At 72.3% G+C, this 22,149-nt stretch carries 24 protein-coding genes; 10 read left to right on the top strand and 14 right to left on the bottom strand.

All coding sequences use genetic code 11. The annotated features are described in order from the left end of the window. Nucleotides 1-57: 57 nt before the first annotated feature. The 3 genes from A4A78_RS00240 to A4A78_RS00230 all read right to left on the bottom strand — a co-directional run bounded on the left by A4A78_RS00240 (nucleotide 58) and on the right by A4A78_RS00230 (nucleotide 3,776). Nucleotides 58-1,575, bottom strand: a complete 1,518-nt coding sequence (locus tag A4A78_RS00240; RefSeq protein WP_062946449.1) for a S10 family peptidase — start codon at nucleotides 1,573-1,575, stop codon at nucleotides 58-60. 153 nt (nucleotides 1,576-1,728) lie between these two features. Then, nucleotides 1,729-2,058, bottom strand: coding sequence for a hypothetical protein (locus A4A78_RS00235; RefSeq protein ID WP_197466598.1), 330 nt, complete (start codon nucleotides 2,056-2,058; stop codon nucleotides 1,729-1,731). Between the two features lie 20 nt (nucleotides 2,059-2,078). Continuing rightward, nucleotides 2,079-3,776 (bottom strand): sodium:solute symporter family protein, encoded by a 1,698-nt coding sequence (locus A4A78_RS00230; protein WP_062946448.1) that lies wholly within the window; start codon nucleotides 3,774-3,776, stop codon nucleotides 2,079-2,081. A gap of 423 nt (nucleotides 3,777-4,199) precedes the next feature. On the opposite strand from A4A78_RS00230, the gene A4A78_RS00225 reads away from it, so the two are divergent. The 6 genes from A4A78_RS00225 (at nucleotide 4,200) to A4A78_RS00200 (ending at nucleotide 10,832) form a co-directional block, all read left to right on the top strand. Next, the gene (locus tag A4A78_RS00225) at nucleotides 4,200-5,534 is read left to right on the top strand and encodes an ABC transporter substrate-binding protein (RefSeq protein ID WP_062946447.1); all 1,335 of its coding nucleotides are present in this window, start codon (nucleotides 4,200-4,202) and stop codon (nucleotides 5,532-5,534) included. After that, nucleotides 5,531-6,415, top strand: a complete 885-nt coding sequence (locus A4A78_RS00220; protein WP_062946446.1) for a carbohydrate ABC transporter permease — start codon at nucleotides 5,531-5,533, stop codon at nucleotides 6,413-6,415. The genes A4A78_RS00225 and A4A78_RS00220 overlap by 4 nt, the downstream gene beginning before the upstream one ends. Then, nucleotides 6,412-7,353, top strand: coding sequence for a carbohydrate ABC transporter permease (locus tag A4A78_RS00215; RefSeq protein ID WP_062946445.1), 942 nt, complete (start codon nucleotides 6,412-6,414; stop codon nucleotides 7,351-7,353). The genes A4A78_RS00220 and A4A78_RS00215 overlap by 4 nt, the downstream gene beginning before the upstream one ends. 263 nt (nucleotides 7,354-7,616) lie before the next feature. Next, nucleotides 7,617-8,999: a serpin family protein gene (locus A4A78_RS00210; RefSeq protein ID WP_062946444.1), complete on the top strand. Its 1,383-nt coding sequence runs from the start codon at nucleotides 7,617-7,619 to the stop codon at nucleotides 8,997-8,999. Nucleotides 9,000-9,042: 43 nt separating this feature from the next. After that, complete coding sequence (locus A4A78_RS00205; protein WP_062946443.1) at nucleotides 9,043-9,432, top strand: hypothetical protein; 390 nt, start codon at nucleotides 9,043-9,045, stop codon at nucleotides 9,430-9,432. Between the two features lie 224 nt (nucleotides 9,433-9,656). Beyond that, entirely contained in the window at nucleotides 9,657-10,832 is a 1,176-nt protein-coding gene (locus A4A78_RS00200; protein ID WP_062946442.1) for a Gfo/Idh/MocA family protein, read from the top strand. 39 nt (nucleotides 10,833-10,871) lie between these two features. On the opposite strand, the gene A4A78_RS00195 is transcribed toward A4A78_RS00200, so the two are convergent. Beyond that, on the bottom strand, nucleotides 10,872-12,461 hold the full coding sequence (locus A4A78_RS00195) for an FAD-dependent monooxygenase (RefSeq protein ID WP_062946441.1): 1,590 nt from the start codon (nucleotides 12,459-12,461) through the stop codon (nucleotides 10,872-10,874). A 120-nt stretch (nucleotides 12,462-12,581) separates the two neighbouring features. Between A4A78_RS00195 and A4A78_RS00190 the strand changes: the two genes are divergently transcribed. Further along, entirely contained in the window at nucleotides 12,582-13,613 is a 1,032-nt protein-coding gene (locus A4A78_RS00190; RefSeq protein WP_062946440.1) for a GDSL-type esterase/lipase family protein, read from the top strand. On the opposite strand, the gene ykgO is transcribed toward A4A78_RS00190, so the two are convergent. The 5 genes from ykgO to rpmB are packed head-to-tail and all read right to left on the bottom strand — an operon-like array spanning nucleotide 13,591 to nucleotide 14,729. Further along, nucleotides 13,591-13,716, bottom strand: a complete 126-nt coding sequence (ykgO, locus tag A4A78_RS00185; RefSeq protein WP_062946439.1) for a type B 50S ribosomal protein L36 — start codon at nucleotides 13,714-13,716, stop codon at nucleotides 13,591-13,593. The genes A4A78_RS00190 and ykgO overlap by 23 nt on opposite strands. Then, the gene (locus A4A78_RS00180; RefSeq protein ID WP_062946438.1) at nucleotides 13,713-13,964 is read right to left on the bottom strand and encodes a type B 50S ribosomal protein L31; all 252 of its coding nucleotides are present in this window, start codon (nucleotides 13,962-13,964) and stop codon (nucleotides 13,713-13,715) included. Before A4A78_RS00180 ends, ykgO begins: the two co-directional genes overlap by 4 nt. Before the next feature lie 42 nt (nucleotides 13,965-14,006). Then, nucleotides 14,007-14,312: a 30S ribosomal protein S14 gene (rpsN, locus tag A4A78_RS00175; protein ID WP_062946437.1), complete on the bottom strand. Its 306-nt coding sequence runs from the start codon at nucleotides 14,310-14,312 to the stop codon at nucleotides 14,007-14,009. Beyond that, on the bottom strand, nucleotides 14,312-14,479 hold the full coding sequence (gene rpmG / locus A4A78_RS00170) for a 50S ribosomal protein L33 (RefSeq protein WP_062946436.1): 168 nt from the start codon (nucleotides 14,477-14,479) through the stop codon (nucleotides 14,312-14,314). The genes rpsN and rpmG overlap by 1 nt, the downstream gene beginning before the upstream one ends. Nucleotides 14,480-14,492: 13 nt before the next feature. Further along, on the bottom strand, nucleotides 14,493-14,729 hold the full coding sequence (gene rpmB / locus A4A78_RS00165) for a 50S ribosomal protein L28 (protein WP_053917303.1): 237 nt from the start codon (nucleotides 14,727-14,729) through the stop codon (nucleotides 14,493-14,495). A gap of 55 nt (nucleotides 14,730-14,784) precedes the next feature. Here rpmB and A4A78_RS00160 point away from each other — a divergent pair, with 55 nt between their 5' ends. Then, nucleotides 14,785-15,912: a GTP-binding protein gene (locus tag A4A78_RS00160; RefSeq protein ID WP_156488500.1), complete on the top strand. Its 1,128-nt coding sequence runs from the start codon at nucleotides 14,785-14,787 to the stop codon at nucleotides 15,910-15,912. An 18-nt stretch (nucleotides 15,913-15,930) separates the two neighbouring features. Here A4A78_RS00160 and A4A78_RS00155 read toward each other — a convergent pair whose 3' ends face one another. The 4 genes from A4A78_RS00155 to A4A78_RS00140 form a co-directional block, all read right to left on the bottom strand. Further along, nucleotides 15,931-16,905: a PrsW family intramembrane metalloprotease gene (locus A4A78_RS00155; RefSeq protein WP_197466597.1), complete on the bottom strand. Its 975-nt coding sequence runs from the start codon at nucleotides 16,903-16,905 to the stop codon at nucleotides 15,931-15,933. Nucleotides 16,906-17,184: 279 nt separating this feature from the next. Beyond that, nucleotides 17,185-17,457, bottom strand: coding sequence for a type B 50S ribosomal protein L31 (locus tag A4A78_RS00150; protein ID WP_062946434.1), 273 nt, complete (start codon nucleotides 17,455-17,457; stop codon nucleotides 17,185-17,187). 132 nt (nucleotides 17,458-17,589) lie between these two features. Continuing rightward, a complete protein-coding gene (locus A4A78_RS00145) occupies nucleotides 17,590-17,835 on the bottom strand; it encodes a 50S ribosomal protein L31 (protein ID WP_062946433.1) in 246 nt (81 codons plus the stop codon). 349 nt (nucleotides 17,836-18,184) lie between these two features. Then, nucleotides 18,185-18,763, bottom strand: a complete 579-nt coding sequence (locus A4A78_RS00140; RefSeq protein ID WP_062946432.1) for a helix-turn-helix domain-containing protein — start codon at nucleotides 18,761-18,763, stop codon at nucleotides 18,185-18,187. A 91-nt stretch (nucleotides 18,764-18,854) separates the two neighbouring features. Between A4A78_RS00140 and A4A78_RS00135 the strand changes: the two genes are divergently transcribed. Next, entirely contained in the window at nucleotides 18,855-19,913 is a 1,059-nt protein-coding gene (locus A4A78_RS00135) for an NAD(P)/FAD-dependent oxidoreductase (RefSeq protein ID WP_156488499.1), read from the top strand. A gap of 73 nt (nucleotides 19,914-19,986) precedes the next feature. Here A4A78_RS00135 and A4A78_RS00130 read toward each other — a convergent pair whose 3' ends face one another. After that, complete coding sequence (locus A4A78_RS00130) at nucleotides 19,987-21,009, bottom strand: zinc-dependent alcohol dehydrogenase family protein (RefSeq protein ID WP_062946431.1); 1,023 nt, start codon at nucleotides 21,007-21,009, stop codon at nucleotides 19,987-19,989. Between the two features lie 137 nt (nucleotides 21,010-21,146). Here A4A78_RS00130 and A4A78_RS00125 point away from each other — a divergent pair, with 137 nt between their 5' ends. Further along, complete coding sequence (locus A4A78_RS00125) at nucleotides 21,147-22,049, top strand: helix-turn-helix transcriptional regulator (protein WP_062946430.1); 903 nt, start codon at nucleotides 21,147-21,149, stop codon at nucleotides 22,047-22,049. Nucleotides 22,050-22,149 lie beyond the last annotated feature (100 nt).

The following is a 22,149-nucleotide window of genomic DNA, read 5'->3' as shown; positions in this document are numbered from 1 at the left end:
CCGGCTCGTCGGCCCTCAGCCTGGGGCAGTCGGCCCGCGCCCTGCGGCGGCCGACCCTCAGGCCTCCCCGTCGTCCTCCCTGCCACCCTCCCCGGCGACGAACTCGCGCAGGTGGGCGGAGAGCTCGAGGCGGCTCGGCTCGTGGCAGTACATCATGTGCCCCGCCTCGTAGTACTCCACCCGGATCCGCTCCGAGTAGTCCGAGCGGGGGATCGCGAGCTGGGCGAGCACGTGCTCGCTGGCATGGAACGGGGTCGCCGCGTCGTGATACCCGTGGGAGACCAGCACCCGGGTGTGCGGGGACTTCCGCAGCACGCGGGCGAGATCGGAGGCGACCTCCACCGAGCGGTTCTCGAAGTCCTTGTAGCTCCACGGGTGCACGCGCCCGGACATGATCTCGTAGACCACGTCGGCGGAGAACTCGAGCTCCCCGCGCAGGTAGTGGTTGATCGCCGCGGTGTAGCTCGGGGCGAGCTGGTCGATCGACGGATCGGTCTCCATTCGCGCGGCGTTGGCGTCCCCGGCGGGCGCCGTGAAGCGGCCGTCGATCCGGCCGGTCACCAGGCCCTCGTCCCGCAGCAGCTCGGCGAGGAAGGCCTGGTGCTCGACGCGCAGGTCCGCGCGCTCCACCCAGTCCGGGTCCACGCCGATCAGCGCGCCGATCCGGGCCGCGGCCTCCTGCTTCTGCGCGGGGTCCAGTCGCAGCCCCGCCGCGAGCAGCGCCGGGTACTCCTGCTCGGCGAAGGCCTCGGCCTCGTCGACCACGTCCTGCAGCAGCCGGTCCTCGTGCTTGCCGTGGGCGTGCGCGATCGCGGCATAGGTGGGCAGGTAGTGGAGGTAGGGGCGGTCGTTGCCGGGGGAGAACACGATCGTGCCGAAGTCCAGCACCGGCGAGATCAGCACGATCCCGGCGACGGCGAGGTAGTAGCGGTCCAGCAGCCGTGCCGCGACGGCGGAGGCGCGGGTGGTGCCGTAGGACTCGCCGGCGAGATGGACCTCGGAGGTCCAGCGGTCGTTGCGGGTCAGCCAGTCGATGACGAAGGCGGCGATCAGGTCGCGGTCCGCGGCGAGGCCGTGATGGCGGTCCGGCTTCTGCCCGGGCGCCGGGCGGGAGAAGCCCGTGGTCATCGCGTCGACCACGACGAGATCGGCGTCGCGCAGGATCGTCTCGTGGTTGTTCAGCAGGCGGTGCGGGGGAGCGGCGGGGGCGCCCGCGTCCCCCGAGTCCACGCGGCGCGGGCCCAGCAGGCCCAGGTGCAGCCAGACGGTCGAGGCGCCGGGGCCGCCGTTGAAGGCGAACACCACCGGGCGGGGCTGCTCGCCCGGGGAGGTGGCGACGTACGAGACGGAGAACAGCTCCGCGTAGGGCCTGCCACGGCCGTACTCCTCGCCGTCCGGCTCCTCGCGCAGCACCACGGTGCCGGCGGTGGCGGTGTAGTTCAGCGGCCCGTCCTCGAGCGCGAGGCTGTGCAGGGTCGTGACCAGGCGGTCCTCGGGGGCGGTCCGGTCGGCGTCGGAATCCGGGCTGCTGCCGGTCGCGGCAGAGGTGCTGGGGGCGGCGGACTGGTCGTTCACACGAGCTCCTTCGTCGGATGCGGCATCGCGCTCGATGCTACGCGGGCCCGCTGCGCGGGGCCTCCTGCAGGAAGGGGACGTGAGCGGCACGCCGCGGAGCTCAGCCGCGCAGCGTGCCGCTCACGTCCCCTTCGTGCGGACGCGGCGGCGGGATCAGTCCAGGGCCGAGATGTCGCGGGACTCCTCGGCGCCGGGCTCGTTGTCCCGCACGACCATCCGGATCGGGTCGAGCTTCGTCCAGACCACGAACAGCACGCCGACGACGAGCATCGCCAGGCCGGCCCACAGGTTCGCGTTCATCCCGTCGGTCTTCGCCGCCTCGTCGGGCGAGAAGGCCACCAGGCCCATGATCACGAGGATCAGACCGAACAGGCCCAGCAGGGTGCCGATGAAGTTGCGGATGTCGAACGCGCCGGCGGTCTGCACGGTCGCGTCGGCCGGGACGTCGGCCCCGGCGGGGGTGTTCTCCTCGGAAGTGCTCATTGCTTCTCTCCTCCGTCCGCTCAGGCGAACGCGATGTTCAGGACGATGACCAGGACCAGGGCGATGCCCGCCATCGGGACCGGGCGGCGCCAGAAGGGCATGTCCTTCTCCTCGGGGTCGATCAGATCGGCCCTCGGCGTCTCCGAGTAGACCAGGCCCTTGAGCTCGTGGGCGGGCTTCGGGGCGGTGATCTGGGTGACGGCGACCGAGACCACGATGTCGACCACGAACGCGGTCGCCGCGCTCATGAACGCGAGGCCCTGGCCGGGCAGGGAGAAGACCCCGAGGAAGGTCGAGGAGCCCCACAGGATCACGGCCGAGAGCGTGCCCGCGACCAGGCCCGTCCAGCCGGCGGTCGGCGTCATCCGCTTCCAGAACATGCCCAGGATGAACGTCGCGAACAGGGGCGCGTTGAAGAATCCGAACAGGGTCTGGAGGTAGTCCATCAGGTTGGAGAACTGCGCGGCGATCAGCGCGGTGAAGATCGCGATGACGCAGGCTGCGGCCGTCGCGATCCGGCCCACCTTCGTGTAGTGGTCGTCGGGCGCGTCCTTCTTCACGTACTGCTGGTAGAGGTCGTAGGAGATCACCGTGTTGAAGGCGGAGATGTTCGCGGCCATGCCGGCCATGAATGCGGCGAGCAGGCCCGCGATCGCGACGCCGAGCAGGCCGTTGGGCAGCACGTCCCGCATCAGCAGCAGCAGGGCGTCGTTGTAGTTCACGCCCGTCGCGGCGGCGCCGGCGGCATCGCCCGCGTGGTCGAGCTGCTTGAACTCGGTGAGCTCCCCGACCAGCACCGCGGCGATCATGCCGGGGATGATCACGATGAAGGGGATGAACATCTTCGGGAAGGCGCCGATGATCGGGGTCATCCGGGCGGCGGTGATGGACTTGGACGCCATCGCGCGCTGCACCTCGACGAAGTTCGTGGTCCAGTAGCCGAAGGAGAGCACGAAGCCCAGGCCGAACACGATGCCGATCACGGACAGCACGGGGGAGTCGAAGCCGGAGAGGGCCTGGCCGGGCCAGGAGTGCAGCTGCTCGGAGCCGAGCATCCCGTCTCCGGCGATGCGCTCCTTCATCCCGGACCAGCCGCCCACGCGGTGCAGGCCGATCAGCGTCAGCGGCAGCAGCGCTGCGACGATCACGAAGAACTGCAGCACCTCGTTGTAGATCGCGGCGGAGAGGCCGCCGACGGTGATGTAGAAGAGCACGAACGCGGCGGCGAGCAAGAGCCCCACCCACATCGGCCAGCCCAGCAGGCGGTTGACGATCGTGGCCAGCAGCGAGAGGTTCACGCCCGCGATCAGCAGCTGTGCGACCGCGAAGGAGATCGCGTTGACCAGGTGCGCGCCCTTCCCGAAGCGCATGCGCATGAACTCGGGGACGCTGCGCACCTTCGAGCCGTAGTAGAAGGGCATCATCACCACGCCGAGGAACAGCATGGCGGGGATCGCGCCCACCCAGAAGTAGTGCATCGTCGGCATGCCGTACTGGGCGCCGGTGGCGGACATGCCCATGATCTCGACCGCGCCGAGGTTGGCGGAGACGAAGGCGAGTCCGGTGACCCAGGCGGGCAGCGAGCGGCCGGAGAGGAAGAACTCGATGGAGGTGGAGACGCCGCGCTTGGCGTACCAGCCCACACCGAGGACGAAGACGAAGTAGAGCGCGATGATCGCGTAATCGATCCACTGCGCGTCGAGTCTGAGGTCGACCATGAAGGGTCTCCTTGCGACGAGGAGGCGTGCCGCGACGTCGAGGAGGAGGTGGCGCGCGGGCGGGGAACGGCGCCGCCGTGGCGCCGACGAGGGACGTTACCACCGGCTTGCCGGGTGTTCCCGTCGGCCGACGGACTCCACGGCGGGGCAGTGAGGTGGGACACCTCGGCGGCGGTGCGGCCGGGGCGCGCAGGTCGGCGTGCGCTCGCCCGCCGGGGGCGTCCTCGCAGTTCGCGCGAATTTTGACCGACGGTAGGTGATGCGGCATCCTCGTCGGGCGCGAGCTCGCCCGTGCGGCGGTCGCGCTCCGCTCGCGCCCCGGGGTGGACAAACGGGTCGTGAACGTTCACGATGTATCTGTGCCCCCGAGCACATCACGCCCGCGACCGCGGTGCACTCAAGGACGAGGAGTGATGACCTGCGATGAACCCCCGCTTGTCACGACGATCGGCGCTGGTCGGAGGTGGTGCGGCGCTCGCCGCCGGCCTCGCGGCCTGTGCGCCGCCCAATCCCGGCGAGGTCAATGCCGAGCCGACCATCCCCGCCGCTGACGGCAAGGTCCACCTGACCTACTGGGCCTGGCTGAAGGACCTGCAGAAGGTCCTCGACGTCTTCAACGCCTCCCAGGACCGCATCCAGGTCGACGCCACCTGGATCCCCGGCGGCAACACCGGCGGCTACGCGAAGATCCTCTCCGCGGTCGCCGCGGGCGGCGGCCCCGACATCGCCCAGGTCGAGCTGCGCCAGATCCCCGAGTTCGCGCTCGCCGGCGCGCTGGTGAACCTCAGCCGCTACGGCTTCGGCGAGGACGAGTCCGCCTTCGACCCCGGCGCGATCAGCCAGGCGAAGGTGGGCGAGAACATCTGGGGCGTCCCGCAGGACACCGGCCCCATGGCGAGCTTCTACAACCGCGAGGTGCTCGAGGGCGAGCTGGGCCTGACCTTCCCCTCCACCTGGGACGAGTTCCGCGAGACCGCCGGCATCGTCTCCGAGGCCGGCAAGCAGATCATCAGCCTCGACCCCTCCGACGGCTCCCACCCCATCGGCTGGGTCATGCAGTCCGGCGCCGTGTGGTTCCGGCCCGAGGGCGACGGCTGGATCGTCGACATGACCGACGACGCCTCGATGCGCGTCGCCGAGTTCTGGGACGGCATCTTCGACGAGGGCCTGGTCGGCACCGGCTACGGCTCCTACACCACCCCCTGGTACGCCGCGGCGGCCGACGGGAAGGTGCTCGCCTCGATCAGCGGCTCGTGGTCCGACGCTCTGAACGAGACCGTGCCCGGCGGCTCCGGCAAGTGGGCCGTCGCGCCCATGCCCACCTGGCCCGACGGCTACGCCTCCGGCGGCCACGGCGGCTCCGCCGCCGCCATCCTCGCCAACTCGCAGCACCCGGCCGAGGCGCTCGAGTTCCTCACCTGGATGTGCACCGACCCCGCCGGCATCGACGCGATGATCGAGTACTCCGGCATCGGCTGGTCGCCCGCCGCCGACTACATCGGCGAGAAGCGGCAGCAGCCCAGCGAGTTCTTCTCCGGCCAGAACTACAACGAGGAGGTCATCGTCCCGATGGCCGCCGGGCAGAACCTCGACTGGACCTGGGCGCCGCTCATGCAGCGCGTCCAGGCGCTGATCGGCGACGGCATGACCACCGCCGTCACCGGCGAGGTCCCGCTCGCGGACATGTTCGCCAGCGCGCAGAAGGAGATCGTCGAGATCATGCGCACCATCGGTCTGAACGCGGAGGAGGCACGATGAAGGGCAAGAGCGCCCCCTGGCTGCTGCTGGCACCGTTCCTGGTGCTGTTCATCGGGACCATGATCGTCCCGATCATCATGGCGATCGGCTACAGCTTCACGCGCGTCCAGCGCCTGGGCCTGCTCGGCGAGGCCGGAGTGGACAGCGTCTTCGCGGGGCTGGACAACTACATCGCCGCGCTGACGAACGCGAACTTCATCGCCTCGATCGGGCGGATGGTCCTGTTCGGCGTCGTGCAGGTGACGGTGATGATCGTGGCCGCCACGATCCTCGCCCTGCTGCTCGAGAGCGCCTCGGCGAAGTGGCCCGGCTTCTTCCGCGCCACCTACTTCCTGCCCTACGGCATCCCCGGCGTGATCGCCACGATCCTGTGGTCCTTCCTCTACATCCCGGGGCTGTCCCCGATCGTGGACGTGCTCGGCGCCGTCGGCATCACCGTCGACTTCCTCGGCCCGAACATGGTGCTGTGGTCCATCGCGAACATCGTGACCTGGACCTACACCGGCTACAACATGCTGATCATCGTCGCGCAGCTCAAGGCCATCCCCGGCGAGCTGTACGAGGCCGCGAAGATCGACGGGGCGAGCTCCTTCCGGGTGGCCCGCTCGATCCAGATCCCGCTGATCCGCCCTGCCCTGATGCTCACGATCATCTTCTCGATCATCGGCACCCTGCAGCTGTTCGCCGAGCCGCGCCTGCTGCAGACCATGAGCGCGGGGATCACCTCGGAGTACACCCCGAACATGTCCGCCTATGCCTTCGCGTTCCAGTACAACGACATCGGCATGGCCGCGGCGCAGTCCGTGATCATCGCGGTCGCCGCCTTCCTGTTCTCGGCCCTCGCGCTGGGAATCTCGAACTGGATGGAGAAGCGCCGATGAGCACCACCGACAACGCCCCCACGCACCGTGCGAAGCCGCTCGGCAACGCCGCCAGGGCCGCCCGCGGCGACGGCCGCGCGGGCAGCCGCGACGCGGGCCGCAAGCCCACCACCACGATCATCGTCACCGCGATCCTCGCGATCGTCGCCGTGTACTTCCTGGTGCCGGTGTACTGGGTGGTCATCAACGCCACCAAGTCCACCGAGGACCTCTTCGGCACCAGCGGGTTCTGGTTCGGCGAGAACTTCCAGCTGTGGGAGAACATCCAGTCCGTGCTCACGGCCAACGGCGGGATCTTCCCCCGCTGGGCCCTGAACTCGATCCTGTACTCCGGGGTCGGCTCCGTGCTCGCGACCTACTTCGCGGTCGCCGCCGGATACGCCCTGGCCAAGTACCGCTTCCGCGGCCGCGGCCTCGTCTACGGGCTCGTCCTCGGCGGCGTGCTCGTGCCCGGCACGGCCGTGGCGCTGCCGCTGTTCTTCCTGTTCAGCTCGATCGGGATCACCAACACCTACTGGGCGGTGCTGATCCCCTCGCTGGTGAGCCCCTTCGGCCTGTTCCTCGCCTCGATCTACGCGGGCGCCGCGGTGCCCGACGAGATGCTCGAGGCGGGCCGTCTGGACGGCGTGAACGAGATCGGCCTCTTCCACCGCCTGGCCCTGCCGCAGCTGACCCCCGCGATCGTGACGATCGTGCTGTTCCAGTTCATCGCGATCTGGAACAACTACATGCTCCCGCTGGTCATGCTGGCCGACGAGAAGCTGTACCCGATCACCCTGGGACTGGACAACTGGCGGGCCCAGACGGACCGCCTGCCGGAGTTCTACCAGCTGACCACCGGCGGCGCGCTGCTGTCGGTGATCCCTCTGGCGATCCTCATCCTGGTGCTGCAGCGCTTCTGGCGCGGCGGCCTCACCGAGGGCTCCGTCAAGGGCTGATCCCGCCCCGCCGCGAGCGGCCGTTGCCACGACCGCCTTTCACCGCGACCGCCCCGCACCCCGTGACCACGGGGGCGGGGCGGTCGTCGTCGCGCGGGCTCGTGGGAGCATGACGTGGCATATATGCCACGTCGTGCCGCCGAGCGCCCGTACGCAGCGCCGCCGGGACCGTGGCGCGGCGGCGTGCGTCCTCGGCGCCGCCCGAGCCCGCCCGCTTTCGGGATCCGGTGGCGGGACGGCCCGGGGTGCTCTTGGATGGAGGGATGAGCTCCTCCCGCGGCCCTGCTCCTGCCCGACGCCCCGCGCCGACCGCGGTCCGGCTCCCTTCCCCGCCGCGCCGGCGCTCCGTCCTCGCCGCGGCGGCGGCGCTGCCGCTGGCCGGGGCCGGGCTCTCGGGCTGCGGGATGGTCGAGGGGATCGTCGGTGACGACATGGAGCCGGACCTCGTCTCCGAGCTGCCGCGCCGGAAGCCGGCCGAGGCCGACGGGCTCGGCCGGCGCGTCGTCCCCTTCACCGCCCAGCTGCTCGCCGGCATCGACCGCGAGCCGGTCAACGCCGTCTGCTCCCCGCTCTCGGCGCAGACCGTGCTGACCATGGCCGCGCTGGGCGCCGCAGGGGACACCCTCGCCCAGATGGAGGAGGTGCTCGGCGGCACCGTCGACGAGCTCGCCACCACCGCCAACACGCTCTCCGCGGTGCTCGCCGCCGTGGGGGACGCCGCCCGGGAGGAGGACGACCCCGAGGGGCCGGAGCCCGCCGTCGCCTCCCTCGTCAGCAGCACCTGGCTGCAGGAGGACATGGCGGTCGAGCAGGGATTCCTCGACGGCCTCGCCGAATGGTTCGGCAGTGGCGTGTTCCAGATCGACTTCCTCGCCGAGGCGGCGCGCGAGAAGGGCCGAGAGCGGATCAACGACTGGGTGGCCGAGCAGACGAACGACCTCATCGAGGACCTCGTGCCCGAGGGGGCGCTCCCCGACCGCACCCGTGCCGTGCTCGTGAACGCCCTGCACCTGAAGGCCGCCTGGCCCAGCCCGCTCGAGCGCCGCGGCGGCACCTTCACCACGGACGAGGGCGAGGAGCTCTCCGTCGAGCTGCTCCACGGCAGCAGCTCCGCCTGGTTCGAGGACTCGGTGTGCCGCGCCACCGCGCTCCAGGCCGCCGGCGGCGAACTCGCCCTCGCGCTGGTCCAGCCGGCCGACGGCATCGGCGCGACGATGGACGCCTGGGCCGAGGTCGCGGGGACGCCCGCGGCGGGCCTCGGCGGGCTGCTCGACGGGCTCGAGGACTCCTCGGAGCAGGTCGACCTCGCCGTGCCGTCCTTCGACATCGCCTGGGACTCCTCCTTGGTGGCGGTGCTGGAGGGCCTCGGGATGACCGAGCTGTTCTCCGAGGCGGCGGACCTCTCCGGAATCACCGCGGAGGAGGGCCTGATGATCACCGAGATCCTGCAGAAGGCCGTGATCACGGTCGATGAGGAGGGGATGGAGGCTGCGGCCGCGACCGCGGCGATGGCCGGCACGACCGCCGCCCCCGTCGAGCCGAAGGAGCTGGTCCTGGACCGGCCGTTCCTGTTCGTGGCCTATGAGCGGACGACCCGCGCCCCGCTGGTCGCCGGTTGGATCGGGGATCCGACGCAGACGCGGTGAGGCCGGGCCGGCGTCCGCGCACCTGTCTGCAAGGATGTCGGCCATGACAGGCCAGCTCATGACCGCCCTCGGCATCGGCCTGGTGGGCCTGCTCATGATCGGTCTCGGGCTCTGGCTGCGTGCAGGACGGCCGGCGGCGATGCGTCGCTGGATGAACCCGCTGTCGGAGAACTGGATGGAAGAACGGGTGGTGCTGCTCGGGATGCCGACTGTCGGGGCGCTGCTGGTCTGCCTCGCGGTGGTCGCCGCACCCCATCAGTGGACCGTGCTCCGCCTGCTCGCGACCGCGGGGATGGTGGTGCTGGCGGTCCCCGCCCTGTACTTCCTGATCCCCCCGTTGCCGCTTCCGGGGTTCCTGTACCCGGGATGGGCGCGCCGTCTGCGCGACGGACGCGAGGCGCAGAGGCGCGCGTTCCTGACCGGGCAGGGCTGAATGTGCTGCCCGAGGCCATCCTCGGGACAGCGCTGAACAGCACGGGCCGTCCGTCGGCGTGCCCGTGGGCGGGCCGGTTCGCGCAGGCGCTCGTCGGCTGACAGACTGGCGAAAACCGATTCACCGTGGAGAGGGCCGACGACGAAGTCCGTCGCGCTCGCCGAGGAGCACCGCGTCGAGTGCGCCGCCCGTGCCGTCCCGGCCATTGAGGAGGACTGAATTCCATGACCACTGACCTGCGCGTCGGCGTGATCGGCATGGGCGCCCGCTCCGATCTCGCCTCCCATGCCCACCGCCCCGGCGAGGGCTCCCGCGTCACCGTCGTCGCCGACCCGGCCGAGCGCGGCCGGGACCTCGCCCGCGAGCGCTTCGGCGAGGACGTGGCGACCGCCCGCTCCGTCGAGGAGATGCTGGAGGCGCACGAGGTCGACGCGGTGATGATCCTCGCCCCCGACTACGCGCACGCCGGGATCGCGCGGCAGACCCTCGCCGCCGGGGTCCCCACCTTCTGCGAGAAGCCGATGGCGATCTCCCTCGAGGACGCCGACGCGATGCTCGAGATCGCGAAGGAGAAGCGGGCGCGGCTGTACATCGGCCACAACATGCGGCACATGCCGGTGGTGCGGCAGATGAAGGCGATCGTCGACTCCGGCCGGATCGGCAGGGTCCGGGCGATCTGGTGCCGCCACTTCGTGGGCGCCGGCGGCGACTTCTACTTCAAGGACTGGCATGCCGAGCGGGAGAAGGCCATGAGCCTGCTGCTGCAGAAGGGTGCCCACGACATCGACGTGATCCACTGGCTCGCCGGCGGCGCCACCCGCCGCGTCTCCGGCATCGGCGACCTCGCGGTCTACGGCGACATCACCGACCGCCGCGACAACTCCGGCCGCCGCATGGGGGAGTGGTACGACGAGGACATCTGGCCGCCCACCGCGCAGAAGGAGCTCAACCCCGTCGTTGACGTCGAGGACATCTCGATGCTGCAGATGACGCTGGACAACGGCGTCCTCGCCTCCTACCAGCAGTGCCACTTCACCCCCGACTACTGGCGGAACTACACCGTGATCGGGGACGCCGGACGGATCGAGAACATGGGCGACGGCGCCGGCGACCAGATCCACCTGTGGACCTCGCGCCGCTCCGGGCCCGGCCGGCCCGACGACGTCGAGGTGATCGCCCGGGCCGAGGGCGGCCACGGCGGCGCCGATCCGAGCCTCGTCGCCGAGTTCCTGCGCTTCGCCCGCTCCGGCGGCCGCACCGAGGTCTCCGTGATCGCGGCCCGCGAGGCGGTGGCCACCGGGGTGCGCGGCGCGGAGTCGATCCGCTCCGGCGGCGTGCCCCTCGAGGTGCCGCCGGTCGCGGACGAGATCAGGGAGTACTTCGACGGCGGGCAGGTCTGAGATCGCACGGTCGCCGAGTCCGGCGATCGCAGCGGCGGCTCAGGCCGACGGGCCTGCCGGCCCGGGCGTCATCCCGTAGGCGCGCAGGGCGTCCGCGACGTCCGATGCCGCGGCGGCGTCCGCGTGCAGCGGCCAGGAGGCGGCGACGAAGCCGTCGGGCCGCACCAGCAGCATCCGCGCTGCGGTGTCGCGGCCAGGTCCTGTGCCGCGGCCCGGTCCCGCACCGAAGAACGGTCCCCCCACCGCCTCGGGCACCTGCGGTCGCTCGGCGGTGTCCGTCCCGACCACGTGCAGCTGCCAGGTCATCGCCCGCAGCGCCTCGCGGTTCGCGTCGGTCGGCAGGAGGCGCCGACCGACGGACCGGTCGCGCGCCCAGTGCGGCAGAGGCTCCCCGTCGGGGACCGGGTGGTAGTGGATGCGGTACTGGCCCAGCCACCCGCCGAGTCGGCGCCCGACGGGAGTGGCGAGGAGCCGCGGTGCGAGCACGGCGAGCAGGTCACGGGCTCGCCGGCGCGCGAAGGCGGTGCCGCGGCCGGGCCGGGCTATCACCCCGAAGGCCCGGTCCACGATCCGCACCAGCGTCAGCGCCACCGGTCGACGCTCGGCTTCGTAGCGCTCCAGCTGGTCGGGTTCCCGTAGCCCGGAGGCGACGTCGGCCACCAGGTTCACCAGGTGATGCGCATCCTGCAGGCCCGTGTTCATGCCCTGACCGCCCACGGGGGAGTGGACGTGCGCGGCATCGCCCGCCAGGAACACCGGCTCCTGTCGGAACCGGGCGGCGACGCGGTGATGGACCCGGTAGGCGGAGAACCAGTCCACGCGCTCGTACTGGATCCCGAGATCCTCGCGAGCGCCCGCGAGCGCCTCCTCCTGGTCGGGCTCCGCCCCGCCGTGCAGCCAGATCAGCCGGGCATGCCCGCCTTCGCCCAGCGGGAACAGGATCGCGAAGCGCTGCCGGCCGAAGCGTGCGGTGAGCGCACCGGTCTCGAGGCCCCGCACCCCGTGCAGGTCCGCCACGCAGAATGTCGCCTCGTCGGTCACGCCCTCGAAGGGGAGCCCCAGCAGGTGGCGCACGGGGGAGCTCGCCCCGTCGGCCCCGATCAGCCATCGCGCCCGGACCCGGACCGGGCCCTCCGGCCCCTCCAGCAGCGCCTCGATCCCCTCGTCGGCCGACGGGTCCGCGGTGAAGGAGACCAGCCCGTGCCCGTAGCGGACGGGCACGCCGTCGGCCGTGAGGGCGTCCGCGAAGAGGCGCTCGGTGCGGCTCTGCTCGAAGACCCGCGCCCCCGGGAACGGGGTGTCCCCCTGCTGTGCGGCGGCGAAGTCCGCCCCGACGCCGGGACTGCCCTGCCGGATCCGGATCCGGCCCGCGGCCTGCGCCCCCTCCAGCACCGGTGTGACCAGGCCCAGCTGATCGAGGATCTCCATGCTGCGGGACTGGACCACGATCGCCCGCGACTCCCTCGTCGGCCCCGGCTTCGGATCCACGACCAGGGCCGACAGTCCGCGGCGGCGAGCGATGAGCCCCGCTATCAGGCCCGTCGGCCCCGCGCCGACGACCAGCAGATCGATGGTCAGCGCGGCGTCGGGTGAAGGTGCCGGGTCGGTCGTGTGCGCAGCGTCATCCATGGCGGCCTCGTCTCGACGCAGGAGCGGTGGGCACCACCGTAGACCTGTCGGCCCGCGGCCCCGCTCGGCGGTACGGTGCCCACGTGCTCCGTCCGGAGCCGAGCCGTCGAAGGAGCCCGCATGACCGCCGCCCGCACCACCCGCCGCATCCTGCCCGAGGACCTCCCCGAGGCATGGCCCGGGGCGGCGACCTGGACCGGCGTCGCGGGTGGCACCCAGCCCTGGCGCCTGGCGCCCGCGCAGCTGGCGCGGATCGGCTCCGCCGACGTCGAGGAGCTCGCCCGCATCCCGAACGGCGTGCGTCTGGCCGTGGAGACCGATGCGCGCCGGCTGGAGCTCGTGCTCACCACGCAGGAGTCCCACGCGGACGCCCCGCGCCGTGCGGACCTCGTGATCGACGGCGAGCACACGGCGACCCTCGAGGCGGGAGGCCGCGCGGAGCTGATCGTGGACCTTCCCGGCAGCCTGGCGCGCGTCGAGCTGTGGCTCCCGCACACCGCCCCGACCGTGCTGCACCAGGCGCTGCTGCACGAGGCGAGCGTGCTCGTCCCCGCCCCGCCGCGCGGCCCGCGCTGGACCGTGCACGGCAGCTCCATCACCCAGTGCAACGAGGCGGAGAGCCCGCTGGGGACCTGGCCCGCCCTGGTCGCGGCGCAGAACGACTACGAGCTGACCGCGCTGGGCCTGTCCGGGCAGTGCCATCTGGATCCGCCGGTCGCCGAGACGATCGGGCGCTCCCGCCCGGACCTGGTCACCCTCTGCATCGGCGCCAACATCTACGGCGCCTCCACCTTCACCGAGCGCAGCCTGCTGCCGGCGCTGATCGGCTTCGTCGACCACGTGCGACGGCTGACCCCGGCGCCGATCCTGCTCATGAGCACCATCACCTCGGGCCCGCACCGCGAGGACGTCTCGAACGACGCCGGGCTCACCCAGCGCCGCCTGCGGGAGATCGTCCATCAGGGCGCGGAGCTGCTCGCGGCCGAGGACCCGCTGCTCACGGTCGTCGACGGGACCGAGATCATCACCGCCGAGGAGATGCACCTGCTCGGTGACCGGCTGCACCCCACGCCCGAGGGCTACCGGGTGATGGCCGAGCGGCTCGCACCCCGGCTGGCCGAGGCGCTCGTCAGCCGCGCTGCCGGCCTTTGAAGCGGGGCTCCTTCTTGTTGATGACGTAGAGCCGGCCGCGGCGGCGCACCACCTGGGCACCGGGGCGGGCGGCGAGGGAGCGGAGCGAGGAGCGGACCTTCATCGCGTCGTCTGCCCGTAGCGGCGGCGGAAGCGTTCCACGCGACCGGCGGTGTCCAGCACCTTGGACTGCCCCGTGTAGAAGGGGTGCGAGGCGGAGGAGACCTCCACGTCGATGACCGGGTACTCCTGGCCATCGGTCCAGGTGATGGTGCGCTCCAAGGTGGCTGTGGAGCGGGTGAGGAAGGAGAAGTCGGCGCTCGCGTCGCGGAAGACGACGGGCCGGTAGTCGGGATGGATGGACGGCTTCATGGGATGTCCTCCTTCAGAGGATGGGGTGGGGCGAGCCGGAGCTCACCAGCTGGACTTCGTCACGCCCGGCAGCTCGCCGCCGTGGGCGGCCTCGCGGAAGCGCACCCGGGAGAGCCCGAAGGTGCGCAGGAACCCGCGCGGACGGCCGTCGATCGCGTCGCGGTTGCGCAGCCGGGTGGGGCTCGCATCGCGCGGCAGGCGCTGCAGGGCGCGGCGGGCGATCACCTTCTCCGAGGTGGTCGCCGCGGGGTCCTTGAGCGTGCGCTTGAGCGCGGCGCGCTGCTCGGCGAACCGAGCGACGGTCTCGCGCCGGCGACGGTCGGCGGCGATCTTCGAGGTCTTGGCCATCAGCGCTCCTCGCGGAACTCGACGACCTCGCGCACGCGGGGGTCGAACTTCCGCGCGACGAGCCGGTCGGGGGTGTTCCGTCGGTTCTTGGTGGTCATGTACGTGTATCCGGTGCCGGCGGTGGAGCGCATCTTCACCACGCCCCGGATGTCGTTCTTCCTGGCCATAAGGGGTTTCCTCTCAGATCTTCTCTCCGCGGGCGCGGATCTCGGCGACGACCGCCTCGATCCCGCGGCGGTCGATGGTGCGCAGCCCCCGGGCGGAGACGCGCAGGCGCACGGTCCGACCGAGCGAGGGGACGAAGAACCTCTTCGTCTGCACGTTGGGGTCGAAGCGTCGCGAGGTGCGGCGGTGCGAATGGGACACGGACTTCCCGAAGCGGGGGACCGCTCCGGTGACTTGACAGCGCTGGGACATGGGCAGCGATACTAGTAATGAGAATGATTATCGTCAAGCAGGAAGTGCAGGACCCATGCCCGAGAGCCGTTCCTCGAATCCCGTCTCCCCTGAACCCCTTTCGGGGGCTCGGCATTCCCGCCCTGTCGCCGTCGTCACGGCGCTCGACGAGGTGCTGCGCGACGCCCTGGTGGCGAGCCTCCTCCTGGACGCCGAGGGACTCCTCGCCCTGCGCTACGAGGTCGCCGAGGACTCCTCCGCCCTGCGCCGCCTCGTCGTCGCGGCCGACGGGGTGCGCGAGGACGGGCTGGTCGACCTCGCCCACCCCTGCGTCTCCTGCGCCATGCGCGAGGACGCCGTGCCGGCCCTCGCCCGCCTCGCCGGCCTCCCCGAGGTGACCGGCATCCTGCTCGCCCCGCCACTGAGCGCGGACCCGTCGATCGTGGCGGGCACGCTGCGCCCCCACGAGGACGTCTGGCACCTCGCCTCCGCGGTCGCCCTCGCCGCGGCCGGCACCGCCTCCGAGGACCTCCTGGGCGACGCCACCCTCGCCGAGCGCGGGCTGCGCTGGGCCGACGGCGACGCCCGCTCCGTCGGCGAGGCGCTCGCCGCCCAGCTCGAGTACTCCGACGTCATCGTGCTCTCGGGTGAGCCGGACGGCCCCGGGGCCGAGCTCGTCGAGCACCTGCGCGCCCCCGAGCAGCGCCTCCTCCATGACCCCTTCGCCGTGGCCGTGCCGGACGTGCTCGGCGGACGGCTCGACCACACCGTCGCCCTGCGCCGACGCGACGCCCGGTGCGTCGAGCCCTACGGCGGCCCCACCGACCACGGCACCTGGACCCTCGACCTGCTCTGCGAGCGTCCCTTCCATCCGGACCGACTCCTCGCGAACATCGAGGCCCTCGGCGGCGGACGCCTGCGCGGGCGCGGTCGCTTCTGGGTGCCGGACCGCCCCGACAGCATCTGCCAGTGGGACGGCGCCGGCGGCCAGGTCTCCATCGGCGCCGTCTGGCGGACCGGCGCCGAGCTGCCCACCACCCGGCTCGTCGTCACCGGCCAGGACCCCGCCGACCTGCCCCGCGTGCGGGACGCCTTCGCCCGCAGCCTGCTCACCCCGCAGGAGTGGGCGCGAGGCCTCGCGCCGTGGCTCGGCGCCGAGGACCCCCTCGCGCCCTGGCTCGGGGAGCGGGACGCCAGGGTGTGAGAGGGGCCGCAGGCGAGCTCAGGCTGCCGGGACGGTCCGTCGGGTGTGGCTGCGGTGGGTGAGGACCACGAGGGTGAGCAGCGTGCCCACGCTCACCGCCGCCACCACGATCCGCAGCACGGGGCTGCCGGTCGCGTCCCAGGCCGTGTGCAGCACGACCGCTCCGAGGAGGGCGACCACCAGGGCGAGCGCCCCGCGTCCCCTGTGGGACGTCTCGACCAGGAACCACAGCGCCGCGCACACCGCACCCGTCCAGGCCACGTGCCCGGCCGGGACCAGCACCCCGCGCAGCACCAGCGTCGCATCCAGCGCGCCGAGCCCGCCGCCCTTGAACAGCAGCGCCCCGAAGCCATAGCCCATCGTCTCGAGCACCGCGAAGCCCGTGCCGGCCGCGATGCCGATCACGAGCCCGCCGCCGCGGGTCGCGCGATGGGCGAGCGCGAGCACGATCAGCGGCACCACGAGCTTCGCGGACTCCTCGATCACCCCGACCAGCAGGATCGAGGCGCCGCCGAGCACGGCGCCCGCGATCCGCTCCTCGAGGCCGGCCGCGCAGATGCCGAACAGGCCGCTCGCCGCGACCGTGACCAGCACGATCCGTCCAGGGACGACGGGGCCGCTGCGGGTGGACTGCGCGAGCAGCAGCACGCTCACGGGGATCGTCGCCGCGCCCACCAGCAGCACCGTCGGCAGCAGGATCGGATTGCCGGTGAGGACCATGATCACGAAGGTCGTGACATAGGCGAGGAGCCCGCCCGCCAGCACCAGCAGCCAGGAGAGGCGCAGGTGCCAGGGGTAGCGGGCAGGGGCTGCGGCGTCCGGTGGGGAAGGCCGGACCTGTGGGCCGGGCACCGTCGCTCGGGGCTGCGCCGTGAGCGGCCCGTGGAGTCCGGGGGCCTGGGCGACGGAGCCGGGGACGGCCGCGCGGGCGGGGGCCTGCGGGACCGGGGTCCGAGGTGCTGGGGCCTGTGTGACGGGGAACTGTGCGGTCATCGCCCGCTCCTTCATCCGGCGGGCTCGCTCGTGCTCACCCGAGGTGAGGCGTCGTCATCGCGGCGGCGTCGAGGACAGTATGCGCCTGCGAGGACGGAACGGCATCGTCTGCTGGGTCACGTCGTCGTCGTGCTGATGCGCATGGCTTCGACGCCGAGCCGGGGCCGACCGCACGGCCCCGCCGACGACGAGAGCCGTGACCCGGGTCGGACGAGCAGGCTCGTCGTTGCCGGATCACGGCTCTCTGGGGCGCCGCCTTTCGGGCGACTCGTGGGACTCTCAGGCGGTCGCGGTCCTCGCCGGCAGCACCTTGTCGCCGTAGCGGCGGCGGAAGCGCTCGACGCGCCCGGCGGTGTCCAGCACGGTGCCGCGACCGGTCCAGAACGGATGCGAGGCCGAGGAGACCTCGATGTCGATCACCGGGTACTCCCGGCCGTCCTCCCAGGTCACGGTCTTGTCCGAGGTGCGGGTCGAGTTGGTCAGGAAGGATTCCCCGGCGCTCCGGTCCCGGAACACGACGGGTCGGTACTGAGGGTGGATGTTCTTCTGCATGGCGTTCTCCTCACCGCGTCGATGACTGAAAGGTCAACGACGAAGGGGGTTCTCGTATTCCCGTATGGCCGGGCCGGCTGTCGAGGCTGGTCGCAGCGCCCGCCGTCGTGAAGCGACGGGCGCCGCGCAGGGTCAGGCGGAGGTGCCGACGAGAGTGCGTCGGGACTGCTCCTCCTGCACGGCACGGCCTCCGGTGCGCGCCAGGTGCGCGGCGGAGGAGAGGTCCACCTCGATGACGGGGTAGATGTTCCCGTCCTCCCAGGTGGTCGAGTGCTCCGATGTGCGAGTGGAGCGGGAGAGGTAGCGCAGCCCGGCGCTCTGGTCGCGGAAGACGACGAGATGGGGCTGAGGTCGATGGTGCTGTCGGTGGTCGGTCATGTGGTTCTCCTTCGAGGTCGGCGCGCGGCCGACGTGATGTCTGTGTCCGGCACGGTGCCGGGTGGGTGTGCGTGCAACAGCTCCGCCGGGGCGGAGCGAGTCATCCGTGTCCCGCTGTGCAGGGCAGTCGATGCCACTGCGACATGGCGGGGTGCTCGCGGCGCCCGCTGGGGCGGGCTGCTCGCGCTGCACGCGGTGCGAGGGCCGGGGCGCCGCCGTCGTGGCGGGTCCGGCCGGGAGGCTCGCACATCCGACGACGGCTGGGGCTGTCGTCCGGAGTGCTGCACGCTACGGGGTGATCAACGGTGATGTCCAGGGGTTTATTCCCAGGGGTGCGTCTCCCAGTGCGTCACGACCTGCCGTCGGCCCGCGCGTCGTCGTGGTGGCCGCGTCCGGCGGCTCGATCCACGATCAGCAGCACGTCGGCCGGACCGCCTTCGGCGCCGAAGGCGTGGGGGACCAGGGTGTCGAACTCGGCGGACTGGTCCTGGGTGATGCGATGGCGCTGAGCGCCGAGCTGCAGGATCAGCGTCCCAGAGAGCACCACCAGCCACTCCTGGCCGGTGTGGGCGCGCATCCGCGCGGGATCCGGGGGCGGGCCCACGACCCGTCGGCGCAGGATCACGGTGTCGGGGGAGCGGCGCATCTGCCAGCGCAGCGCGTCCATGCCGTGGTCCTTCACCGGGTTCGAGACGACCTGCTCGCCCTGCACCGCCACGAGCTCGTCGAGGCTCGTGTCCAGAGCGCGCGAGAGGTCCACCAGCTGGTCCAGGGCCAGGCGCCGCCCGCCGTTCTCGATCCGCGAGAGCGTCGAGATGCTGAGGTGGGTGCGGCCGGCGAGATCGTCGAGCGTGAGCCCCTGGGCGAGACGCAGCGCACGCAGCCTCTTGCGCACCAGGTCGTCGAGCTCCGCCGTTACTTGCGACATGAGCAAGAGTGTATGCAGACAGGGCAAGTCGGTCCAGGGTGGAGCCATCGCCCCGCCGAGGGGCGCAGCACCCGACCGAGAGGACCCCGCCATGACCGGCCATGACCAGCACTCCGCCCCGCCTCTGCCCGGGCCGACGGAGACCAGCCCGCTCGCCGCCGACCCGGCGCACTCCGACCCGCTGCCCGAGGCGCTCGTCGACGCCGTCGTGATCGGCGGCGGCGCCGCCGGGCTGAACGGCGCGCTCATGCTCGCCCGCTCCCGCCGCAGCGTCGTCGTCCTCGACGCAGGCCACCCGCGCAACGCCCCCGCCGAGGTGATCCACGGCCTGCTCGGCAACGAGGGCACGGCGCCCGGGGAGTACCTCGCCCGCGGCCGGGCCGAGGTGCGGCAGTACGGAGGGCTCGTCGTCCGGGGCGAGGTAGCCTCCGCCCGCGCCGTCGACCCGTCGGCCGAGGGCGACCTTCGCTTCGAGATCACCCTGGCCGACGGGCGCGCCCTCGCCGCCCGCCGGGTCCTGGTCGCCACCGGGATCCGCGACGAGCTGCCGGAGATCCCCGGCCTCGCCGAGCACTGGGGCCACGACCTCGTCCACTGCCCCTTCTGCCACGGCTACGAGGTGCGCGACCAGGCGATCGGCGTGATCGCGAGCCTGCCCTTCCACGCGCACCTCGCCCTGATGTTCCGCGCGCTGAGCGAGGACGTCGTGGTCTTCGCCGCAGGTGTGGAGTTCGACCCCGCCGCCCGCGAGCGCTTCGCCGCGCTCGGCGTCACCGTGCACGAGACCGCGATCCAGGAGGTCCTCGCCGGGCCCGACGGCGGGATCGCCGGGGTCCGCCTCGCGGGCGGCGAGGTGGTCGCGCGCTCCGTGCTCGCCGCCGGCACCCGGATGACCCCGCGCCTGGACGGGCTGGACGGCCTCGGGCTCGCCCTCGAGGAGCTGCCCGCCGGGATGGGGCAGAAGGTCGCCACCGGCCAGGCCGGCACCACCGAGGTGCCCGCCGTGTGGGTCGCCGGGAACGCCGCGGACCCCACCGCGCAGGTCGGGGCGTCCGCCGCGGCCGGGGCGCTCGCCGGCGCGCAGCTGCACGGTGCGCTCGTCATGGCCGACGCCGACGCGGCGGTCGCCGCGCTCGTCCTGCAGGGTTGAGCAGGCCGGACTCGGGTGAGGGACTGGAGCGGCGACGGGAGTCCGTCCCGTCGCCGCTCCTGGTCCCTGCTGCTCAGAGCGTGAGCAGCACCTTCGTCGCGCGGCGCTCGTCCATCGCGGCGTAGCCCTCTGCTGCGTCCTCCAGCGGGAGCGTGAGGTCGAAGACCTTCCCCGGGTCGATCTCGCGACGCCAGATCAGGTCGATCAGCTCGGGCAGGTAGCGGCGCACCGGGGCGGGCCCGCCGTGGAGATGGACCGCGGAGAAGAACAGCTCGTCCCCGGGGATCTGCACGTCGTGGGAGACGCCCACGAAGCCCACCGCGCCGCCGGGGCGCGTGCCGCGAATAGCCTGCATCATCGACTCCTGGGTGCCGACGGCCTCGATCGTGGAGTGCGCGCCGAGCCCGCCGGTGAGCTCCTTCAGCGCCGCGACGCCCTCGTCGCCGCGGGCCTCGATGATGTCGGTGGCGCCGTACTCGCGGGCCAGGGCCTGCCGCTCGGGGTGGCGGCTGAAGACGATGATCCTCTCGGCGCCCATCTGCCGGGCGGCCAGGACGCCCATCAGGCCCACCGCGCCGTCGCCGACCACGGCGACGGTGCGGCCCGGGCCGGCACCGGCGGCGTCGGCCGCGAACCAGCCGGTGCCCAGCACGTCGGAGGCGGCCAGCAACGAGGGGATCAGCTCCGGATCGGGCATGCCGGGGGTCTTGACCAGGGTGCCGTCGGCGAAGGGGATCCGAGCCCTCTCCGCCTGGGTGCCGATCTGCCCGTCGACGAAGATCGCGTGCACGCAGCGGGAGGGATGGCCCTCGCGGCAGATCTCGCACCTCCCGCAGGAGATCACGAAGGAGCCGACCACGAAGTCGCCGACTTCGAGGGTCTCGACCGCGGAGCCGACCTCTTCGACCACGCCCACGTACTCGTGGCCCATGTGCTGGTGGTCGGGCGCGTCGGCGCCGCGGTAGGGCCACAGGTCGGAGCCGCAGATGCAGGTGGCGGCGAGGCGGATGACGGCGTCGGTCGGCTCGATGATCCGCGGGTCCTCGCGGTCCTCGACACGGACGTCGCCGGGGGCGTGCATGATGACTGCGCGCATGGGGTGTTCTCCTTCTGATCGGGACGCGATCCATTCCATGCCCTGCTCGGCAAGCGGGGGAGTCCCTGGCAGGGGGTGTACCGACAGGGCGCCCCACGCACGGGACGCGTCAGGGCGGTGCGGCCTACCCTGACCCCATGGACAACAGAGCCGAGGTGCGCGAGTTCCTCATGTCGCGCCGCGCGAAGGTGACGCCGCAGGAGGTGGGCCTGTCCCCGGGCGGGTTCCGCCGCGTGCCGGGGCTGCGCCGCAGCGAGGTCGCGGAGCTGGCCGGGGTGAGCGTCGAGTACTACGCGAAGCTCGAGCGCGGCGCGATCGCCGGTGCCTCCGCCGCGGTGCTCGACGCGCTCGCCACCGCGCTGCGGATGGACGAGACCGAGCGCCGCCACCTGCTCGACCTCGCCCGCGCGGCCGACGGGATCCCCACCTCGGGCCGGGCCCGCAGGCCCCGCAGCTGGGGGGTCGCGCCCGTGCGGGAGAGCACCCGCTGGATGATGGACTCGCTGACCGGCGCGATCGCCTTCGTGCGCGACCAGCACCAGAACATGGTCGCGGTCAACGCGCTGGGCCGCGCCTTCTACTCCCCGCTGCTGGGCGAGGAGGGTGCCGGCGGGCGGGTGCCGAACCTCGCCCGCTTCCAGTTCCTCGATCCCGCCTCCCGGGACTTCTACCCGGACTGGGAGTGGTTCGCCGAGATGTGCGTGGGGATCATGCGCGCCGAGGCCGGGCGCGATCCCCACGACCCCGTGATGCAGGAGCTGGTGGGAGAGCTGTCCACCTGCTCGGAGATCTTCCGGCGGCTCTGGGGTGCGCACGACGTGCGCACGCACGGCGCGGGCACCAAGCGCTTCGTCCACCCCGTGGTGGGGGAGGTCGAGCTCGCCTACGAGGAGCTGGCGGTGACCGCCGAGCCCGGCCGGGTCATGCTCGTCTACACCGCCGAGCCCGGCTCGACCAGCGCCGAGCGGCTGCGCCTGCTCGCGAGCTGGGCGGCATCGGAGCAGGTCCCGCGGCCTGCGCGGGACGAGCAGGAGGCGTAGCCCGCGAGGTGGGCTGCTCGAGCGTCATCGCGTCAGTCCCGCGCTCACCTGCGAGTACGGCATCCGCCCCAGAGGCCGGCGCGGGGAGACACGGGCCGGC

The organism is Brachybacterium sp. sponge (genome assembly GCF_001613775.1).
Lineage (GTDB): Bacteria > Actinomycetota > Actinomycetes > Actinomycetales > Dermabacteraceae > Brachybacterium > Brachybacterium conglomeratum.
The sequence above is the reverse complement of the archived record's forward strand: the minus strand, read 5'-3'. Positions and strand labels throughout refer to the sequence as shown.

Coding starts and splice junctions, on each gene's coding strand:
- A4A78_RS00235 (WP_197466598.1), bottom strand. CDS start 2,058: ATGAGCACTTCCGAGGAGAACACCCCCGCCGGGGCCGACGTCCCGGCC.
- A4A78_RS00230 (WP_062946448.1), bottom strand. CDS start 3,776: ATGGTCGACCTCAGACTCGACGCGCAGTGGATCGATTACGCGATCATC.
- A4A78_RS00225 (WP_062946447.1), top strand. CDS start 4,200: ATGAACCCCCGCTTGTCACGACGATCGGCGCTGGTCGGAGGTGGTGCG.
- A4A78_RS00220 (WP_062946446.1), top strand. CDS start 5,531: ATGAAGGGCAAGAGCGCCCCCTGGCTGCTGCTGGCACCGTTCCTGGTG.
- A4A78_RS00215 (WP_062946445.1), top strand. CDS start 6,412: ATGAGCACCACCGACAACGCCCCCACGCACCGTGCGAAGCCGCTCGGC.
- A4A78_RS00210 (WP_062946444.1), top strand. CDS start 7,617: ATGAGCTCCTCCCGCGGCCCTGCTCCTGCCCGACGCCCCGCGCCGACC.
- A4A78_RS00205 (WP_062946443.1), top strand. CDS start 9,043: ATGACAGGCCAGCTCATGACCGCCCTCGGCATCGGCCTGGTGGGCCTG.
- A4A78_RS00200 (WP_062946442.1), top strand. CDS start 9,657: ATGACCACTGACCTGCGCGTCGGCGTGATCGGCATGGGCGCCCGCTCC.
- A4A78_RS00195 (WP_062946441.1), bottom strand. CDS start 12,461: ATGGATGACGCTGCGCACACGACCGACCCGGCACCTTCACCCGACGCC.
- A4A78_RS00190 (WP_062946440.1), top strand. CDS start 12,582: ATGACCGCCGCCCGCACCACCCGCCGCATCCTGCCCGAGGACCTCCCC.
- ykgO (WP_062946439.1), bottom strand. CDS start 13,716: ATGAAGGTCCGCTCCTCGCTCCGCTCCCTCGCCGCCCGCCCCGGTGCC.
- A4A78_RS00180 (WP_062946438.1), bottom strand. CDS start 13,964: ATGAAGCCGTCCATCCATCCCGACTACCGGCCCGTCGTCTTCCGCGAC.
- rpsN (WP_062946437.1), bottom strand. CDS start 14,312: ATGGCCAAGACCTCGAAGATCGCCGCCGACCGTCGCCGGCGCGAGACC.
- rpmG (WP_062946436.1), bottom strand. CDS start 14,479: ATGGCCAGGAAGAACGACATCCGGGGCGTGGTGAAGATGCGCTCCACC.
- rpmB (WP_053917303.1), bottom strand. CDS start 14,729: ATGTCCCAGCGCTGTCAAGTCACCGGAGCGGTCCCCCGCTTCGGGAAG.
- A4A78_RS00160 (WP_156488500.1), top strand. CDS start 14,785: ATGCCCGAGAGCCGTTCCTCGAATCCCGTCTCCCCTGAACCCCTTTCG.
- A4A78_RS00155 (WP_197466597.1), bottom strand. CDS start 16,905: ATGACCGCACAGTTCCCCGTCACACAGGCCCCAGCACCTCGGACCCCG.
- A4A78_RS00150 (WP_062946434.1), bottom strand. CDS start 17,457: ATGCAGAAGAACATCCACCCTCAGTACCGACCCGTCGTGTTCCGGGAC.
- A4A78_RS00145 (WP_062946433.1), bottom strand. CDS start 17,835: ATGACCGACCACCGACAGCACCATCGACCTCAGCCCCATCTCGTCGTC.
- A4A78_RS00140 (WP_062946432.1), bottom strand. CDS start 18,763: ATGTCGCAAGTAACGGCGGAGCTCGACGACCTGGTGCGCAAGAGGCTG.
- A4A78_RS00135 (WP_156488499.1), top strand. CDS start 18,855: ATGACCGGCCATGACCAGCACTCCGCCCCGCCTCTGCCCGGGCCGACG.
- A4A78_RS00130 (WP_062946431.1), bottom strand. CDS start 21,009: ATGCGCGCAGTCATCATGCACGCCCCCGGCGACGTCCGTGTCGAGGAC.
- A4A78_RS00125 (WP_062946430.1), top strand. CDS start 21,147: ATGGACAACAGAGCCGAGGTGCGCGAGTTCCTCATGTCGCGCCGCGCG.